The organism is Streptomyces sp. NBC_01237 (genome assembly GCF_035917275.1).
Taxonomy (GTDB): Bacteria; Actinomycetota; Actinomycetes; order Streptomycetales; family Streptomycetaceae; genus Streptomyces.
Map to the genome: position 1 here is coordinate 5495562 of NZ_CP108508.1, position 17855 is coordinate 5513416.

Below are 17855 nucleotides of genomic sequence, written 5' to 3' on the forward strand. Positions count from 1 at the left end.
AACACCCGGAGAGCCCCTGGCGCCGGTAACCGCCCACTCACTGGGGTCCGTACTTGCGGCCTGTCCTGGAGGAGACCCCTCCGAGCAGGCCGCGAGGCGTGACCTTGACCAGCCCCATCAGCGCCTTGTAGCGCGGGTCCGGGATCGACACCGACCTGCCGCGCGCCAGATCCGCGAGTGCCGACGCCACCACCTTGTCGGCGTCCAGCCACATCCAGCCCGGGATGTTGCCCGTCCCCATCCCGGCCCGCTCATGGAACTCCGTCCGCACGAAACCGGGACACAGCGCCATCAGCCGTACGCCGGACTCGGCCAGGTCCTTCGAGGCTCCCTGGGTGAACTGCACGACCCACGCCTTCGACGCCCCGTACGTCCCGCGCGGCAGGAACGCCGCGACGGAGGCCACGTTGATCACCCCGCCCCGGCCCCGCTCCCGCATCCCGGCCGCGGCGGCCGACGTCAGCCGCAGCACGGCCTCGCAGTGCACCTTCAGCATCGTCAGCTCATCGGACATGGGCGTGTCCAGATAGCGCCCCTTGCTGCCGAACCCCGCGTTGTTGACCAGCAGATCGACCGGGTGCCGGTGATCCTCCAGCCGCGCCTCGACGGCCGCGATCCCGGTGTCCTCGGACAGATCGGCACTCAGCACCTCGGCCTCGATGCCGTGCCGGTCGTGCAGTTCGGTGGCCTGGACCCGCAGCCGCTCGGTGTCGCGGGCCACCAGCACCAGGTTGTGCCCGTCGCCCGCGAGCCGCCGCGCGAAGGCGGCCCCGATCCCCGCCGTCGCGCCCGTAATCAGTGCAGTCGTCATACGCGGCACGTTAGTGCCCTTCACGCACCCCCGGATCACCCGCCCGGCGGCCCCTGCCGCCGCCCGGCACAACCTCCGCCGCCCGGCACGGCCTAGTCGGCCGTGGCCCGCCCGGTGTTCCCGTCGGCCCCGGCCTGCGCGGCGTACTCCCGCGCCCTGCGCAGCGCCTCGGGGTGCAGCGCGTCACCGGCGGCCAACAGGCCCGGCAGCAGATCCCGTTCGGTCGTCACCGCCCTGAACTGCAGAGCCACCGTGACCTCGTGGTCCGGGCGGTGCACGATCTCGACCGGATCACCCGCCCGGATGGTGCCCGGTTCGATCACCCGCAGGTACGCGCCCGGGGCGGCCGCCTCGGTGAACCGCTTGACCCACCCCTTCTCACCGAGGTGACCCGCGAACGTCCGGCACGGGATGCGGCCCGAGGTCACCTCCAGGAGCAGGCCGGAGCCGATCCGCCAGCGCTCCCCGATCCTCGCGCCGCTCACGTCGACGCCCAGGGTCGTCAGGTTCTCGCCGAACGCCCCGTTGGCCAGCGTCCGGCCGCCCAGTGCCCGCTCCCAGGCATCCAGTTCCTCGCGGGCGAAGGCGTACACCGCCTGGTCGCTGCCGCCGTGGTGCCGCAGATCGCACACCGCGTCCCCGGCGACCCCGCTGCCGCCGATGTGCTTGGGGCCGGGATCGGTGACCTGTACCGGCCCCTCGACAGGCCGTTTGTCGATCCCGGTGACGCCTTCGGAGTGCGCGGAGGCGCGGGGGCGGCCCACATTTACGGTCAGCAGCTTCATGCCGTACACGCTAAGGGCTGTCCCGTCATCCCTGGTGGGACAGCCCGTGGCCAATCAGCCCCCAAAGTAACCAGCCATTAATTCGCCGACGCTACAAGAATCGCTTATGGTGGGGGAGTGATCGAAGCCCGTCATCTCCGTGTCCTGCGCGCCGTGGCCACCACCGGCTCGTTCTCCGCCGCCGCCCGCGAGCTGGGCTGCACACAGCCCGCCGTCAGCCAGCAGATGAAGGCCCTGGAGTCCTCCGCCGGCACCACGCTGCTGATCCGTACGGGCCGCGAGATGCGCCTCACCCAGGCGGGTGAGGCACTGGTGCGGCACGCCTCCGGAATCCTGGCCGGGCTGACCGCGGCCGAGGAGGAGGTCGCCGCGATCGCCGGGCTGCGGGCGGGCCGGGTGCGGCTCGTCTCGTTCCCCAGCGGCAGTTCCACCCTGGTCCCCGGCGCCCTCGCCGCGATGCGCGCCGAGCACCCCGGCACCCGGGTCTCCCTGGTGGAGGCCGAACCGCCCCGTTCGGTGGAGATGCTGCGCGACGGCGACTGCGACATCGCCCTCGCGTTCCGGTACGGGACCTCCGGCGGCGAGTGGGACGACCTGGTCGTGCGCCCCCTGCTCACCGACCGGCTGATCGGCCTGGTTCCGGACGGGCACCGGCTGGCCGGCGCGGAGACCGTGGGCATCGGCGAACTGGCCGAGGAGCCGTGGATCGCCGGCTGTCCGCGCTGCCGCCGTCAGCTGGTGGAGGTCTGCGAGGAGTCCGGCTTCACCCCGCGGATCGACTTCGCCACCGACGACTACCCGGCGGTGATGGGCCTGGTGGGCGCGGGTCTGGGCGTGGCGGTCCTGCCGGAGCTGGCGATCGAGTCGGTACGCCCCAAGGGGGCCCGCACCATCACGGTGGAACCGGCCATCGAGCGCGAGATCGTGGCGCTGACCCTGCCGGACCTGGCCCGGGTGCCGGCGGTGGCGGCCACCCTGGACCAGCTGTCCCTGGCGGCCGCGCGCTGAACCGCCGTACGCGGAGCGGCGCGCGCCGAACCGCCGCGCGCCGAGCGACCGCTCCGGGCGGGCGGCGTACGGAGAAACGTTTCTGCTTCAGTGGGGCGGGCTCGGGTGTCAGGCGTGTCCCGGTCCGGAGGCGACGCCCGACGGGGTCGCCGCGATCAGCCGGTTGCGTGCCCGGCCCATCAGCTCTTCGCGCTCGTCCTCGGTCAGGCCGCCCCACACTCCGTAGGGCTCCCGTACCGCCAGCGCGTGCGCCGCGCACTCGGCCCGTACCGGGCAGCGCATGCACACCTCTTTCGCCGAGGTCTCGCGAGCGCTCCGGGCCGCCCCGCGCTCACCTTCCGGGTGGAAGAACAGTGAGCTGTCGACCCCCCGGCACGCGGCCAGCAGCTGCCAGTCCCACAGGTCTGCGTTGGGTCCGGGAAGGCGGGAGAAATCTGCCATTGCTTGTCCCCTCGAAACCGTGCTGTGTCGGAAACGGCATCCTCGACCGTCCGGATCTTCGGTGGCCGGAGTTCCGACCGTACATCTACGGTCTTAGTAGATGTAAATATGACTGATTGCGAATCTAGCCACAGACACCAGCAAAAGGGAAGAAAACCCGCCAAATAGGGCATGCCTTCAGGTGAAGATGAGGTTGACGGCTGGATCAACCGCGCCGCTCTCCTCCGTGTCCGGCCCTTCACGTAGAGTGCCGAACCCGACGGTCCGACCCGTAACTCTTTCGAGTGACCATCGTTGAGAGTGCGGAGGCGGTTGACGGAGATCGAGCTCGGGCACATGTCCGAGGGGGTCAACCGCACAGGTGACGACTTGTATCAGCCTGGAGGCTCAAGGTGACGCGCATCAGCTGCGGAGGACGGTCATGACATCCGTCCTCGTCTGCGACGACTCCCCGCTTGCCCGAGAAGCGCTCCGTCGCGCGGTGGCCACTGTGCCCGGCGTCGAGCGCGTGACGACGGCGGCCAACGGCGAGGAAGTCCTCCGCCGCTGGGGAGCCGATCGTTCGGATCTGATTCTGATGGACGTACGCATGCCCGGTCTGGGGGGTGTGGAGACGGTCCGGCGGCTGCTCTCCGCGGATCCCGGGGCCCGGATCATCATGCTGACCGTCGCCGAGGACCTGGACGGGGTCGCGCTCGCGGTCGCCGCCGGTGCCCGCGGCTATCTGCACAAGGACGCCTCGCGCGCGGAGCTGCGGGCCACCGTGACCCAGGCGCTGGCCGATCCGACGTGGCGGCTCGCCCCGCGCCGGCTGCGGTCCGCCGAGATGGGTGCGGCCCCGACGCTCACCGCGCGGGAGATCCAGGTGCTCGAAGGCATGAGTCACGGCCGTTCCAACGCGGAGATCGGGCGCGAGCTCTTCCTCTCCGAGGACACGGTGAAGACGCACGCCAGGCGGCTGTTCAAGAAGCTCGGCGCCTCGGACCGTGCCCATGCCGTGGCGCTCGGCTTCCGTTGGGGTCTGGTCCGCTGAGGGCGGGCCGTCCCCGGTGGCCGAGGCCGTCCCCGTCCGCACACCGGCGGACGGGGTGACGGGACCGGCGAGGGCCATGAAGCCCGTCGCCGGACCCTCCGTACCAGCGCTGTGTGACGCTTCCCGGCCGATGACGCATCCTTGAGTCGTGGAGTTCCTCAGGAACGATTCGGACGAGCGGAAGGGGAGGGCGCAGGACATGACATCCGGCGCACCCGCTCATAACGCTTCGGTGCACAACTCAGGACGCGGTGGAGCGGACCAGGCGGCACCAAGGCACCATGGTCCGATGCGCGACGACGAGACAACGGTGATCGGTGCTCTGGTGCACCGTGCCGTCGACGGCGACGCGCAGGCCACCCACGATCTGCTGGCCCATGTCCACCCCCTCGCCCTGCGCTATTGCAGGTCCCGGCTGAACCGGCTGCCCGGTGATGCTCGCCACTTCGTGGAGGACCTCGCGCAGGAGGTCTGCGTCGCGGTGCTGATGGCGCTGCCGCGCTACAAGGACACCGGCAGACCCTTCGAGGCCTTCGTCTTCGCCATCGCGGGCCACAAGGTCGCCGACCTCCAGCGTGCCGCCATGCGGCACCCGGGATCGACGGCCGTCCCCTCCGACGAGATGCCGGAGCGGCCCGACGATTCGCTCGGCCCCGAGGAGCGTGCGCTGCTCAGCAGCGATGCCGCCTGGGCGAAGAAGCTCCTCGCCAACCTCCCGGAGAATCAGCGCGAACTGCTGGTCCTGCGGGTCGCGGTCGGGCTGACCGCCGAGGAGACCGGACAGATGCTCGGGATGTCGCCGGGCGCGGTCCGGGTCGCCCAGCACCGCGCGCTGAGCAGACTGCGGGCTCTCGCCGAGCAGTAGGGCCGCAGGACCGCGACCGGACCGCGACCGGGATCGAGATCAGGATCGGGATCGGGAGACGTGTCACGGGGCCGGAAAAGCGTGTCGGCGAGGCCGGAGAATGTGTCGTAGGAACTGACAAAAGTTCTAACTGATCTTGATCGTGGAATGAGACACCCGTGGAGCCCGTTAGCATGGACATCCGCACCGATCAAGGCCATTTGGGGAAGGTGTCATGACTGCAAACGTCGACGGAGTGCCCGAGAAATTCGCGACGCTCGGGCTGACATACGACGACGTGCTGCTGCTGCCCGGCGCGTCCGACATGGCGCCCGATCAGATCGATACCTCCTCGTACATCTCGAAGAACGTGCGGGTGAACATCCCGCTGCTCTCCGCGGCGATGGACAAGGTCACCGAAGCACGCATGGCGATCGCCATGGCCCGGCAGGGTGGCGCGGGCGTACTGCACCGCAACCTCTCCATCGCCGACCAGGCCAACCAGGTCGACCTGGTCAAGCGCTCCGAGTCCGGCATGGTCACCGACCCGATCACGGTGCACCCCGATGCCACGCTCAGCGAGGCCAACGACCTGTGCGCCAAGTTCCGCATCAGCGGTGTCCCGGTCACCGACCCGGCGGGCAAGCTCCTCGGCATCGTCACCAACCGTGACATGGCCTTCGAGCCCGACCGTACGCGCCAGGTGCGCGAGGTCATGACGCCGATGCCGCTGGTCACGGGCAAGGTCGGCATCTCCGGCGTGGACGCCATGGAGCTGCTGCGCCGCCACAAGATCGAGAAGCTGCCGCTGGTCGACGAGTCGGGTGTCCTCAAGGGCCTCATCACCGTCAAGGACTTCGTCAAGGCCGAGAAGTACCCGAACGCGGCCAAGGACAAGGAAGGCCGGCTGCTCGTCGGCGCGGCCGTCGGTGTCGCGGGCGACGCCTACGAGCGCGCCCAGGCGCTCATCGAGGCGGGCGTCGACTTCATCGTCGTCGACACCGCCCACGGTCACTCCCGGCTGGTCGGCGACATGGTCGCCAAGATCAAGTCGAACGGGACGGTCGATGTCATCGGCGGCAACATCGCCACCCGTGACGGGGCCCAGGCGCTGATCGACGCCGGTGTGGACGGCATCAAGGTCGGCGTCGGCCCCGGCTCCATCTGCACCACCCGCGTGGTCGCCGGTATCGGCGTCCCGCAGGTCACCGCGATCTACGAGGCGTCCCTCGCCGCCAAGGCGGCCGGTGTCCCGGTCATCGGCGACGGCGGCCTCCAGTATTCCGGTGACATCGCCAAGGCCCTGGTGGCCGGAGCGGACACCGTGATGCTCGGCTCGCTGCTCGCGGGCTGCGAGGAGTCCCCGGGCGAGCTGCTGTTCATCAACGGCAAGCAGTTCAAGTCGTACCGCGGCATGGGGTCGCTGGCCGCGATGCAGACCCGTGGCGACCGCAAGTCCTTCTCCAAGGACCGGTACTTCCAGGAGGGTGTCGCCTCCGACGAGAAGCTGGTCCCCGAAGGCATCGAGGGCCAGGTGCCCTACCGGGGTCCGCTCTCCGCGGTCGTCCACCAGCTCACCGGCGGTCTGCGCCAGTCGATGTTCTACGTCGGCGGCCGCACCGTCCCGGAGCTCCAGGCCAACGGCCGGTTCGTACGGATCACCTCGGCGGGTCTCAAGGAGAGCCACCCGCACGACATCCAGATGACGGTCGAAGCGCCGAACTACAGCAGGAAGTAACGCATCACCGCAGGTGAGGGGCGGACCGGTGTTCCCGGGACCGCCCCTCACGTGTGTGTCGGGGATACTGGTCAGCGCAGACGTAGAGGGAAAGGCCACATCATCGTGACTGAGATCGAGATCGGGCGCGGCAAGCGCGGCCGCCGGGCGTACGCATTCGACGACATCGCCGTCGTACCGAGCCGCCGCACGCGCGACCCGAAGGAGGTCTCGATCGCCTGGCAGATCGACGCCTACCGCTTCGAGCTGCCGTTCCTGGCCGCTCCCATGGACTCCGTGGTCTCCCCGCAGCACGCCATCCGGATCGGCGAGCTCGGCGGCCTGGGCGTTCTCAACCTGGAAGGGCTGTGGACCCGGCACGCCGACCCGCAGCCGCTGCTCGACGAGATCGCCGAGATGCCCGTCGAGTCCGCGACCCGCAGGCTCCAGGAGATCTACGCCGCCCCCATCCAGGAGGAGCTGATCGGGCAGCGCATCAAGGAGGTGCGCGACTCCGGGGTCGTCACCGCCGCCGCGCTCTCGCCGCAGCGCACCGCGCAGTTCTCCAAGGCCGTCGTCGACGCGGGTGTGGACATCTTCGTCATCCGCGGTACGACGGTCTCCGCCGAGCATGTCTCGGGTGCGGCCGAGCCGCTCAACCTGAAGCAGTTCATCTACGAGCTGGACGTCCCGGTGATCGTCGGCGGCTGCGCCACGTACACCGCGGCCCTGCACCTGATGCGCACCGGCGCGGCCGGTGTCCTCGTCGGCTTCGGTGGCGGCGCCGCGCACACCACGCGCAACGTCTTCGGCATCCAGGTCCCGATGGCGACCGCGGTCGCCGATGTGGCCGGGGCCCGCCGTGACTACATGGACGAGTCCGGTGGCCGCTACGTGCACGTCATCGCGGACGGCGGCGTCGGCTGGTCCGGCGACCTGCCGAAGGCCATCGCCTGCGGTGCGGACGCCGTGATGATGGGCTCCCCGCTGGCCCGTGCGACGGACGCCCCGGGGCGTGGCCGGCACTGGGGCATGGAGGCGGTCCACGAGGACGTGCCGCGCGGCAAGCTGGTGGACCTGGGCTCGGTCGGGACGACGGAGGAGGTCCTCACCGGGCCTTCGCACACCCCCGACGGCTCGATGAACATCTTCGGCGCGCTGCGCCGTGCGATGGCCACCACGGGCTACAGCGACCTCAAGGAGTTCCAGCGCGTCGAGGTGACGGTGGCGGACTCGCAGCACCGCCGCTGACGCCGGACGCCCTCGGGCGTACGCGAGGAAGGGCCCGGACCACTCGTCGTGGTCCGGGCCCTTCCGTGTGCCGAATGCCGTCGTCCGGGGCGCGGTGCGGCGCCGCCGGTCCGTCCGGGTGGGCGGCGGGTGTCAGCCGGCCTTCTTGGCGCCACCGATCGCGGCGATCGGGCCGAGCGCGAGGAAGAGGTAGGTCATGAAGTCGGACTCTTCCTTCCAGAGCTTCGTCACCACGTCGAAGTGGTCGAAGAAGACCTCGGAGAACGACATGCCCGCCACGTCCGCCATGATCATCGACATGCCGACGAGCTGGCCGAGGTAGACGCCGCCGAGGGAGAAGAGGGCCGCCGCGCCGATGACGGCCGGGTTGCTCCCGCCGACCTTGCTCGCCGCGAAGCCGACGAGGAAGCCGACGCCGACCGCGGCGTAGCCGACCTCGCGCTCGATGGAGCCCGCGATCACGCCGTACAGGATGCCCGCGAGGATCGCGGCGCCCAGCGCGGCGAGCACACCGAGCCCGATGTTGTTGCGCGCCGGGGGTGCCGGGGCGAAGGGGGCGCCGCCGCCGAACTGGCCGGGCTGCTGGGCCGCGAAGGGGTTGCCGGTGGGGGCGGCCGGCTGCTGGCCGTACGGGTTGCCGGCCGGGGCACCGGGCTGCGGCTGGCTCGCGTACGGGTTCCCGTCGGCGGGCTGGCCGCCGTAAGGCTGCTGGGGCTGGTTGGGCGGTGGCACGGGCTGGCTCACGGTGGTTCTCCCCCTGGGGACGTATCCGCACGACTGTGCGAGATGTGACGCCGCAGGCTAGCAGCAGGTTCCGACAACGCCCACCGAAATCGTTGGGGCGGCTGGCCTGGAAGGGGTTCGGTGTCCGTCGGGGGACCGCTTCAGAGCCGGTGCGCGGCTCCGGCCGGAGTGGCGCCCCGGGTGTCCAGGAGGAGTTGGGCCTTCACCGCGAGGCCCTGGAGGTCGTACGTCCGGTGCTGCTGGAGCAGCAGGGTCAGGTCGGCGCTGGCGGCGGCCTCGTACAGCGAGTCGGCGCGCGGGACGGGGAGTTCGCGTACCCGCCAGTCCAGGACATGCGGGTCGTGGTAGCCGATCTGCGCGCCCATGTCCATCAGCCGTGTCGCGATCTCACGGGCGGGGGATGCCTCCTGATCGGCGCTGTCCGGCTTGTAGGTGACGCCGAGGAGCAGGACCCGGGCGCCGCGTACGGACTTCCCGTGCTCGTTCAGCAGGGTCGCGCAGCGCTGGATCACATAGCTCGGCATCCGGTCGTTGATCTCCTGGGCCAGCGAGACCATGCGCAACGGGTGGCCGGGGGTGCGCGTGCTGTACGGGAGGTAGCCGGGGTCGACCGGGGAGCCGTGGCCGCCGACGCCGGGGCCGGGGCGGAAGGGCTGGAAGCCGAAGGGCTTGGTCTCGGCGCACCGGATGACGTCCCACAGATCGACGCCGAGGTCGTGGCAGAGCACCGCCATCTCGTTGACGAGGGCGATGTTGACGTGCCGGAAGTTGGTCTCCAGGACCTTCGTCATCTCGGCCTCGCGCGGGCCGCGGGCCCGGACGACCTTGTCGGTGAGCCGGCCGTAGAAGGCGGCGGCCGACTCGGTGCACGCGGGGGTGAGGCCGCCGATGACCTTGGGGGTGTTGGCGTAGACGTGGGTGCGGTTGCCGGGGTCGAGCCGGCTGGGCGAGCAGGCGAGGTGGAAGTCGCGTCCGGCGCGCAGGCCCGAGCCCTCTTCGAGGAGCGGGAGCAGGAAGTTCTCGGTGGTGCCCGGGGGGACGGCCGATTCCAGCAGGACGGTGGTGTGCGGGCGCAGCCGGGCGGCCAGTGCGCGGGCCGCGTCACCGAGGGCGGTGAGGTCGAGGGTGCGGTCGGCGCCGAGCGGGGTCGGGGAGCAGATCACGGCGGTACGGACCCGGCCCAGTTCGGCCGCGCTGGTGGTGGGACGGAAGCCCCCGGAAAGCATCCGGCGGATGTCGGAGGCGGTGAGGGAGCCCTCGACGGGGGTGCGGCCCGCGGCGAGTTCCGTGCAGGGGCGTGGGTCGGTGTCGTAACCGACGGTGTCGATGCCGGCGGCGACGGCGGCCTGGGCGAGGGGCAGGCCGAGGTGACCGAGTCCGATGACGGCGAGGTCTGCGGGCATGTCGAGGCCGTCCTTCCCTAAGACCAAGAAGACAGAAAGCGCAACTGCTGGGGACAGTGCAATGTCAGACTAGGCGTAAATATGACCTATATGTCGCATTGTGTGGCCCCAGTCGCCGGGGTGTTGTCCACAGGCGGTGGCTGAAGTCGCCGACCGCGGACAGAATCGAGAGGTGGGCGCGGACGCCCCGGCCTCCCCGGCCGGGCGGCACCTCCGCGCCGGACCACCCCGATCTACCGGGAGGCAGCAGTGAGGACAGCGACACTGGGACCCGCGGAGCGTGCCACGGCGCTCGCCGCGATGGCCGAGCGCGAACTGGACGTGCTGGTCGTGGGGGCGGGCGTGGTCGGCGCCGGGACGGCGCTGGACGCCGTGACCAGAGGGCTCTCGACGGGGCTGGTCGAGGCCCGTGACTGGGCATCCGGCACATCGAGCCGGTCGAGCAAACTGATCCACGGCGGTCTGCGCTATCTGGAGATGCTCGACTTCGCGCTCGTACGCGAGGCACTGAAGGAGCGCGGACTGCTTCTGGAGCGGCTCGCCCCGCACCTGGTGAAGCCGGTGCCCTTCCTCTACCCGTTGCAGCACAAGGGCTGGGAGCGGCTCTACGCGGGCTCCGGCGTCGCGCTGTACGACGCGATGTCGATCTCGTCGGGCCATGGCCGGGGGCTGCCGGTGCACCGCCACCTCTCCCGCCGGCACGCCCTGCGGGTCGCGCCCGCGCTGAAGCGGGACGCCCTGGTCGGAGCCCTGCAGTACTACGACGCGCAGATGGACGACGCCCGCTATGTGGCGGCCCTGGTGCGCACCGCCGCCGGATACGGCGCCCATGTGGCGAACCGGGCCCGGGTGATCGGCTTCCTGCGGGAGGGCGAGCGGGTCGTCGGGGCACGGGTGCAGGACGTCGAAGGGGGCGGGGAGTACGAGGTCCGGGCCAAACAGGTGGTCAACGCGACCGGGGTGTGGACGGACGACACCCAGGCGCTGATCGGTGAGCGCGGGCAGTTCCACGTCCGGGCGTCGAAGGGCATCCACCTGGTCGTCCCCAAGGACCGCATCCACTCCTCGACCGGGCTGATCCTGCGTACCGAGAAGTCCGTGCTGTTCGTGATCCCGTGGGGCCGCCACTGGATCATCGGGACGACGGACACCGACTGGGACCTCGACAAGGCCCACCCGGCGGCGTCCAGCGCCGACATCGACTATCTGCTCGAACACGTCAACTCGGTGCTCTCCACCCCGCTGACCAGGGACGACGTCCAGGGTGTCTACGCCGGGCTGCGGCCGTTGCTGGCCGGTGAGTCCGACGCGACCAGCAAGCTCTCGCGCGAGCACACCGTGGCGCACCCGGTCCCCGGACTCGTGGTCGTCGCGGGCGGCAAGTACACGACGTACCGGGTGATGGCGAAGGACGCCGTGGACGAGGCGGTGCACGGCCTCGACCAGCGGGTCGCGGCCTGTGTCACCGAGGACATCCCGCTGCTGGGTGCCGAGGGCTACCGGGCCCTGTGGAACGCCCGCGCCAGGATCGCGGCCCGGACCGGCATCCATGTCGCCCGGGTGGAGCATCTGCTGAACCGGTACGGCTCAATGGTCGAGGAGCTTCTGGAGCTGATCGCGGCAGACCCCTCACTGGGTGAACCGCTGGCGGCCGCGGACGACTACCTGCGGGCCGAGATCGTCTATGCCGCCTCGCACGAGGGGGCCGGACATCTCGACGACGTACTGACCCGGCGCACCCGGATCTCCATCGAGACCTTCGACCGGGGCACCCGCTCCGCACGGGAGTGCGCGGAGCTGATGGCGCCGGTGCTGGGCTGGGACGAGGGGCGGATCGACCGGGAGGTCGAGCACTACGAGAAGCGGGTGGAGGCGGAGCGGGAGTCGCAGCGGCAGCCGGACGACCTGACGGCGGACGCGGCACGGCTCGGCGCTCCGGACATCGTGTCGATCCAGTGACCTGAATCAGCGAGGGGCGGCACGGCCTCCGCCGAGGAAGGGCCGGTGCGGGAAGCGGGGTCGCCCTGCGGCAGAACTCCGCTTCCCGCAGGGCCGGTTCCGGAGTCCGCCGGTGTGGGCGGGCAGGGTGCGCGGGGAGGAGGAATTCCGGGCTGGCGGCGGTGCCTTCGGGGCCCGGCCCCGGACCACGAGGCGGGGCGGGTAGGAGGCTGCGGGCGTGAGGTGTGGTTCGCTGGGCAGGCTCGCCGTTCCCAGGACGAGCGGAGGAAACACCGGCAGGGCGGCGAACAACGCCCTGCGTACCGGCATGACGGGGGATCCCTTTCCTCCGGCCACATCATGGCGGACCACGGACCCGGCACCAGGACCGGTCCCGGGGTGAGGGACAATGAACGCTCTGCCAGGGCGGGTTGATCGCAGAGGGGACGCATGTCGGAGGCGGAGCAGGCACGGGAGCCCCAAGGGGACAAGGAAGGTCGTCTTCTCGCGGGGCGTTACCGGCTCGGGGAGGTGCTCGGCCGGGGCGGTATGGGCACGGTCCACCGCGCTGCCGACGAGACGCTGGGCCGCACGGTCGCGGTCAAGGAACTGCGCTTCCCGTCGGCCATCGACGACGAGGAGAAGCGTCGTCTGATCACGCGCACCCTGCGTGAGGCGAAGGCGATCGCACGGATCCGCAACAACGGCGCGGTGACCGTCTACGACGTGGTCGACGAGGACGACCGGCCGTGGATCGTCATGGAACTGATCGAGGGCAAGTCGCTCGCCGAGGCGATCCGCGAGGACGGGACGCTGACACCCAGGCGCGCCGCGGAGGTCGGGCTCGCCATCCTCGACGTGCTACGCTCGGCGCACCGCGAGGGCATCCTGCACCGCGATGTGAAGCCGTCCAACGTGCTGATCTCCGAGGACGGCCGCGTCGTACTGACCGACTTCGGCATCGCCCAGGTCGAGGGGGACCCGTCGGTCACCTCCACCGGCATGCTCGTCGGCGCCCCCTCGTACATCTCGCCGGAGCGGGCCCGCGGCCACAAGCCGGGGCCGCCCGCCGACCTGTGGTCGCTCGGTGGACTGCTGTACGCGAGCGTCGAGGGCTGCCCGCCGTACGACAAGGGGTCGGCGATCGCGACCCTCACGGCCGTGATGACCGAGCCGGTCGACCCGCCCAAGAACGCGGGCCCGCTGGAGAAGGTCATCTACGGCCTGCTCGCCAGGGACCCCGACCAGCGGCTGGACGACGCCGGGGCACGGGCCCTGCTCAACGCCGTGATCAACGCTCCGGACCTCCCGGTGCCCCCGCCGGCCGACTCCACCCAGGTCATGGCGCTGCCGGTGGACGTCGACGCCGGGAGCGCCACCAGGAAGCCGCCGAAGGTGCCCAAGCCGGCCGCCAGGTCCGGTGAGTCCGGCGAGGGCGCCCGCGACCGGCTGCGCGGAGCCCTGCGCTCCGTGCGGAACGCCAAGCCGACGCCGGGGGTCGCGGCGGGAGCGGGAGCCGCTGCTGCCACCGCCTCGGCGTCCGGGCCGGCCGGTGCGGCCACCCCGGCCGAACCGCCCACGAAGCCCGGGACCCGCCCCCGGAGCCCCGCGACGGCTTCCGCGGCATCGCCCGCCGCGGCCCCCACGCCCGCCCCCGGGACCCCCGCGAAGCCCCCGAGGGCGCCGGTCACCGCTGCGGCGGTACCGCCACAGCGCCCTCCGGCCCCGTCGGCCGCCCCCGCCGTCCGCGCGTCCCTCACGGATGTGGTGCCCCGCCGTACGCTCGTGATCATCGCGGCCGTCGTGGCGCTCGCCATCCTGGGCACGGTGCTCGCGATCGCCCTCTCCGGGGGCGACGACAAGGACGGCCGGAGCGGCGGTTCGGGCAAGGGCGACACGTCCGTCTCGGCGGGCGGTTCCGGTGAGGGCCAGGGGGACGGCCAGAGGGAGGGCCAGGGCCGGAGCGACGGCAAGCCTTCCGAGCAGCCGTCGGGGGACCCGGCGACCAAGGACCCGAAGACGGACGCGCCGCCCCCGGCCGACGCCCTGCCCGCCGGGTACGAGAAGGTCACCGACAAGCGGTTCCGCTTCGACATGGCGATGCCCGAGGACTTCGAGCGCGATGCCATAGCGGGGCGGAATTCCGGCGGGATCTACAACGCCGACGGCGGTTTCCCGCGCGTCCAGGTCGACTTCAACGGCTCGCCCAGGGACGACGCGGCCGCGGCATGGGCGGGGGCCGTGGCGGGTACCAAGGCCCTCAGTAACGGCTACAAGCACCTCGGCATCAAGAAGGTCGACTTCAACGGCTACCCGACCGTGGCCGACTGGAGTTTCGAGCGTGACCAGAAGGGCATCCGGGTACGGGTGCTGAACCGCGGCTTCAAGGTCGACGCCAAGCGCGGCTACTCGATCATGGTCAGCTGCAAGGCGAGCGAGTGGGACGAAGCGGAGTGCCGGACGCTGCGCGAGACGGCGTTCGCCACGTTCAAGCCCACGGACTGACGGTCGGACGGCCGGGTTGCCGCGACCCGGCCGCGTGGCCCCGGCTTGCCACGTATCGTAAGAGCCGAAGGGACCGTACGCAGCCGGAATGATGGGTCAATTGTGCGGCAACTGACCGTAATTGACTGATTCATGCGGCCCTGGTGACCGGGGGCAGCGCGCTCTGGGGAGGCGTCGTGGACGACTACGCGGGTCGGGTGCTTGCCGACCGCTACCGCCTTCCCCTGCCTCCGTTCGACGGTTACGAACTGGTCGAGACCCGGGCGTTCGACACATACAGCGGGCAGGAAGTCCTGATACGTCAGGTCCCGTTGCCCGAGATCGTGGAAGCCGAGGTCCTCGACGCCGACGGTCTGCCCGCATCCGTCGGACGTGTCCACGGACGCACCACGGGACGTGCGGTACGCCGTTCCACGGACCCTGCGGTCCGGCGTGCGATCGAGGCCGCCCAGGCCGCTGCCCAGGTGCCCGATCACCCACGGCTCGACCAGGTCTTCGATGTGTTCGCCGAGGCGGGATCGCTCTGGATAGTGAGTGAACTGGTCGCGGCGCGTCCGCTGGCCGCCCTGCTCGCCGAGCGCCCCCTCAACCCGTACCGGGCCGCCGAGATCGGCTCCGATGTGCTGGCGGCGCTGCGGGTGCTGCACGCGCACGACTGGACCCACCGGAACATCACCGTCCGTACGGTCCTGATCTGTGACGACGGCCGCGTGGTGCTGACCGGACTGGCGGCCGGGGCCGCCGAGGAAGCGCTGTGCGGATACGTCACGGCGCCGCTGCCCGACGACGACGATGACGACGACGTCGCCGCGCACGACAGCGCGGACGGGTACGACGGCGCGGACGGGTACGACGGGCACGACGACGGCTACGAGGACGGGGCCGAGGACGAGGACGACGGGCGCGGTTCGGAGAGCCCGTACGGCACCTACGGAACGGCCGGCCCCTACGGTCCGCAGGACACGTCGGACACGTCGGACACGCAGGACACGTCCGAGGCGGAAGGCACGTACTCCACGTACGGCACGGATGTGGTTCCCGCGGTGGCTCCCGACGCGTACGCGGACCCGCCACCCGCGCCTTCGGACAGCCAGGAACTCGTCCCGCGACCTGCCGCACCCGCCGTTCCGTACGCCGGTGCGCGACCCACCGCCGAGCCGGGCGCCGTGCAGCCCGATGCCGCGAGCGCCGCACAACTGCGCGCCGCGCGCGCCGGGGCGATCGCCGCCTACCGCGCGGGCGCACGCGCCGCCGCCCGGGGCAACGTCGAGGACCAGCACCCCACCACCGGGCACGACACCGACGGCGCTCCCGGCGGCGCCCATGACATCGAGGACACGGCTCTCCTCCCGGCCCAGCGCCCGGCCCCCGGCGGCGACTCCCTGCTCCCCGGCGCCTGGAGCGACGAGGCGGACGACCCGTACGCGGAAGACGACCCGTACGGCGCGGACGACCCGTACACCAAGCGCGACCCGTACGGCGCGGACGACCCGTACACCAAGCGCGACCCGTACGCCGGGGACGACGAGCACGACGACGAGGACGGACGCGGCGAGGACGACGGCGGCCGGCCGCCCGGCCGTCGGGTCCATCTGGCCGGCAGCTGGGACGACGGACCGGGCTCCGGCCGCCCCGTCCCCGCGGGCGGCTCGGGCGAGGACGCGCTGCGCGCCGACTCCCGTCGCCCCGGCAACACCCCCGTACCGGCCGGGCGGGCCGCGCAGCCCGCCGCCGTGACCGCGTCGGGCGGCTGGGACGAGGTCGTCGCGGGCGGCCGGGGGACCCCCGCCTACCGCGGCCCCGCCACCCCGCTCGCCGCCGAACGCGCCCGGCAGGCACGGATCGCCGTCGTCGGCGCGGTCACCGAACGCTGGGCACCCGAGCAGGCCGGACCGGTCCACGAGAACTGGCAGCTCGCACCGCCCATCGGCCCCGCCACCGACCTGTGGGCGCTCGGCGCCCTGCTCTACCGCGCGGTCCAGGGCCACGCCCCCTACCCCGAGGAGAACGCCGCCGAACTGGTCCAGATGGTCTGCGGCGAGCCGCCCGCCTTCGCGGAGGAGTGCGGTGCCCTGCGCCCCGTGGTCGAGTCGCTGCTGCGCCAGGACCCCACGGAGCGCCCCGACGTCGAGGAGCTGAGCGGCTGGCTGCGCTCACTGGTGCGGTCCGCCCCGGAGCCGGAAGCGGGCACGGACGTCGTCCCACTGCCCTCGGCCGATGAGACCCGGCTGCCCGTCGTACGCCGCAAGGGCGAGCTCGTCCGCAGGCGCCGGGGCCGGCTGGGCGGCGGATCGGCGCACGGCCGGCACCGCCAGGGCAAGCAGAAGCAGCGCGTGGAGAAGCCGCGGCGGGAGCCCGCCCGGCTGCCCGAGGAGCCGCGCGAGAGCGCCGAGTCCTGGGAGACCCCGCCCTCCCGCCCGCCGCGCGCGCCGCGTGAGCCCAAGGGCCCCAAGGTGCTGCGGGAACCCGCGCGACAGCGCGAGGGGAAGGCGCCGCGCAGCCTGGGCCGGATGCTGCTGGTCCTCATCCTGCTGGGCATGGCCGCAGCGGTGGCGTACGCCCTGATCTTCATGGCCGAGGACGATCCCGGCACCGGAGCGGCGCCGTCCGGTTCGGTGACCCCCACGGGGCCCGGCGTGCCCCGGCCCTCCGGCGGCGCCTCCGGTACACCCGGTTCCCAGCAGCCGCAGACCAGCCGTTCCGCCGTCGCGCTCGCCCCGGGCTATGTGCTGCGCAAGGACGCGGAGGGCTTCGAGGTCGGCGTGCTCAAGGGCTGGCAGCGCAGCCCCGCCAACGCGGACCGTCAGATCCGTTACGGCAGCGACGGATTCAGCCTGCTGATCGTGCCCGGACGCGACACCGTCAAGGCCAACGGCGCCGACCCGCTCGCGTACCAGCGGGACAAGGAGCCGGAGCTCCAGCCGTTCCGGGACTCAAGCTGGTCCTCCTCGGTCGGTCTGCGCCGGGTCGACGTCGGCCGACAGGCCATGGCGGAGGGCCAGTTCACCTGGCAGGACGGCAAAGGCCGCGAGGTGTACGTGCGCAATCTGGTGATGATCGTGGACGGCAAGTACCACATCATTCAGGTGCTCGGCCCTCAGGACGACCAGGACAAGGTCACCGCCATCTACGAACAGGCCATCGCCTCCTACCGCGTCGGCCCCTGACCCGCGGTCACCACCGCGCCGTCCCCTGACCCCATGTCACTGCCGGGGCGGGTCGGGTGACGTGGGCCCGCGAACCCGCGGCGCTTCGGAGCGACAAGCATCACAGTGCGGTCTCGTGGGGCGATCCGAGGTTCCATGCTCGTGCGTCCCCTCCGTAATCTGGCAGCCGAGGAACGGGGCGGGACTACACGTGGATCAATCACAGGGC

General features: G+C 71.6%; 13 protein-coding genes. 8 read left to right on the forward strand and 5 right to left on the reverse strand.

What is annotated here, in order from left to right:
* Positions 1-37: 37 nt before the first annotated feature.
* Both OG251_RS24710 and OG251_RS24715 read right to left on the reverse strand, forming a co-directional pair.
* On the reverse strand, positions 38-811 hold the full coding sequence (locus tag OG251_RS24710) for an SDR family NAD(P)-dependent oxidoreductase (protein WP_326679193.1): 774 nt from the start codon (positions 809-811) through the stop codon (positions 38-40).
* Between the two features lie 92 nt (positions 812-903).
* Positions 904-1596, reverse strand: a complete 693-nt coding sequence (locus OG251_RS24715) for an MOSC domain-containing protein (protein WP_326679194.1) — start codon at positions 1594-1596, stop codon at positions 904-906.
* Positions 1597-1713: 117 nt separating this feature from the next.
* On the opposite strand from OG251_RS24715, the gene OG251_RS24720 reads away from it, so the two are divergent.
* Positions 1714-2604, forward strand: a complete 891-nt coding sequence (locus tag OG251_RS24720; protein ID WP_326679195.1) for a LysR family transcriptional regulator — start codon at positions 1714-1716, stop codon at positions 2602-2604.
* Positions 2605-2712: 108 nt separating this feature from the next.
* Here the strand turns inward: OG251_RS24720 and OG251_RS24725 are convergent, their stop codons facing one another.
* Entirely contained in the window at positions 2713-3045 is a 333-nt protein-coding gene (locus OG251_RS24725) for a WhiB family transcriptional regulator (RefSeq protein ID WP_073718302.1), read from the reverse strand.
* A 421-nt stretch (positions 3046-3466) separates the two neighbouring features.
* On the opposite strand from OG251_RS24725, the gene OG251_RS24730 reads away from it, so the two are divergent.
* The 4 genes from OG251_RS24730 (at position 3467) to OG251_RS24745 (ending at position 7890) form a co-directional block, all read left to right on the forward strand.
* Positions 3467-4078, forward strand: a complete 612-nt coding sequence (locus tag OG251_RS24730; RefSeq protein WP_003948568.1) for a response regulator transcription factor — start codon at positions 3467-3469, stop codon at positions 4076-4078.
* A 289-nt stretch (positions 4079-4367) separates the two neighbouring features.
* Positions 4368-4943, forward strand: a complete 576-nt coding sequence (locus OG251_RS24735) for a sigma-70 family RNA polymerase sigma factor (RefSeq protein WP_030084428.1) — start codon at positions 4368-4370, stop codon at positions 4941-4943.
* 214 nt (positions 4944-5157) lie between these two features.
* Complete coding sequence (gene guaB / locus OG251_RS24740; RefSeq protein WP_266803325.1) at positions 5158-6660, forward strand: IMP dehydrogenase; 1503 nt, start codon at positions 5158-5160, stop codon at positions 6658-6660.
* A gap of 105 nt (positions 6661-6765) precedes the next feature.
* The gene (locus OG251_RS24745) at positions 6766-7890 is read left to right on the forward strand and encodes a GuaB3 family IMP dehydrogenase-related protein (protein ID WP_003966886.1); all 1125 of its coding nucleotides are present in this window, start codon (positions 6766-6768) and stop codon (positions 7888-7890) included.
* A gap of 132 nt (positions 7891-8022) precedes the next feature.
* Here OG251_RS24745 and OG251_RS24750 read toward each other — a convergent pair whose 3' ends face one another.
* Both OG251_RS24750 and OG251_RS24755 read right to left on the reverse strand, forming a co-directional pair.
* Entirely contained in the window at positions 8023-8634 is a 612-nt protein-coding gene (locus OG251_RS24750; protein WP_326679196.1) for a hypothetical protein, read from the reverse strand.
* Positions 8635-8774: 140 nt separating this feature from the next.
* Positions 8775-10037 (reverse strand): nucleotide sugar dehydrogenase, encoded by a 1263-nt coding sequence (locus OG251_RS24755; protein ID WP_073718298.1) that lies wholly within the window; start codon positions 10035-10037, stop codon positions 8775-8777.
* 249 nt (positions 10038-10286) lie between these two features.
* Here OG251_RS24755 and OG251_RS24760 point away from each other — a divergent pair, with 249 nt between their 5' ends.
* The 3 genes from OG251_RS24760 to OG251_RS24770 all read left to right on the forward strand — a co-directional run bounded on the left by OG251_RS24760 (position 10287) and on the right by OG251_RS24770 (position 17647).
* On the forward strand, positions 10287-11996 hold the full coding sequence (locus tag OG251_RS24760; protein ID WP_326679197.1) for a glycerol-3-phosphate dehydrogenase/oxidase: 1710 nt from the start codon (positions 10287-10289) through the stop codon (positions 11994-11996).
* Between the two features lie 429 nt (positions 11997-12425).
* On the forward strand, positions 12426-14480 hold the full coding sequence (locus tag OG251_RS24765; protein WP_326679198.1) for a serine/threonine-protein kinase: 2055 nt from the start codon (positions 12426-12428) through the stop codon (positions 14478-14480).
* A 176-nt stretch (positions 14481-14656) separates the two neighbouring features.
* A complete protein-coding gene (locus OG251_RS24770) occupies positions 14657-17647 on the forward strand; it encodes a protein kinase (protein WP_326681399.1) in 2991 nt (996 codons plus the stop codon).
* The last annotated feature ends 208 nt before the right edge of the window (positions 17648-17855 follow it).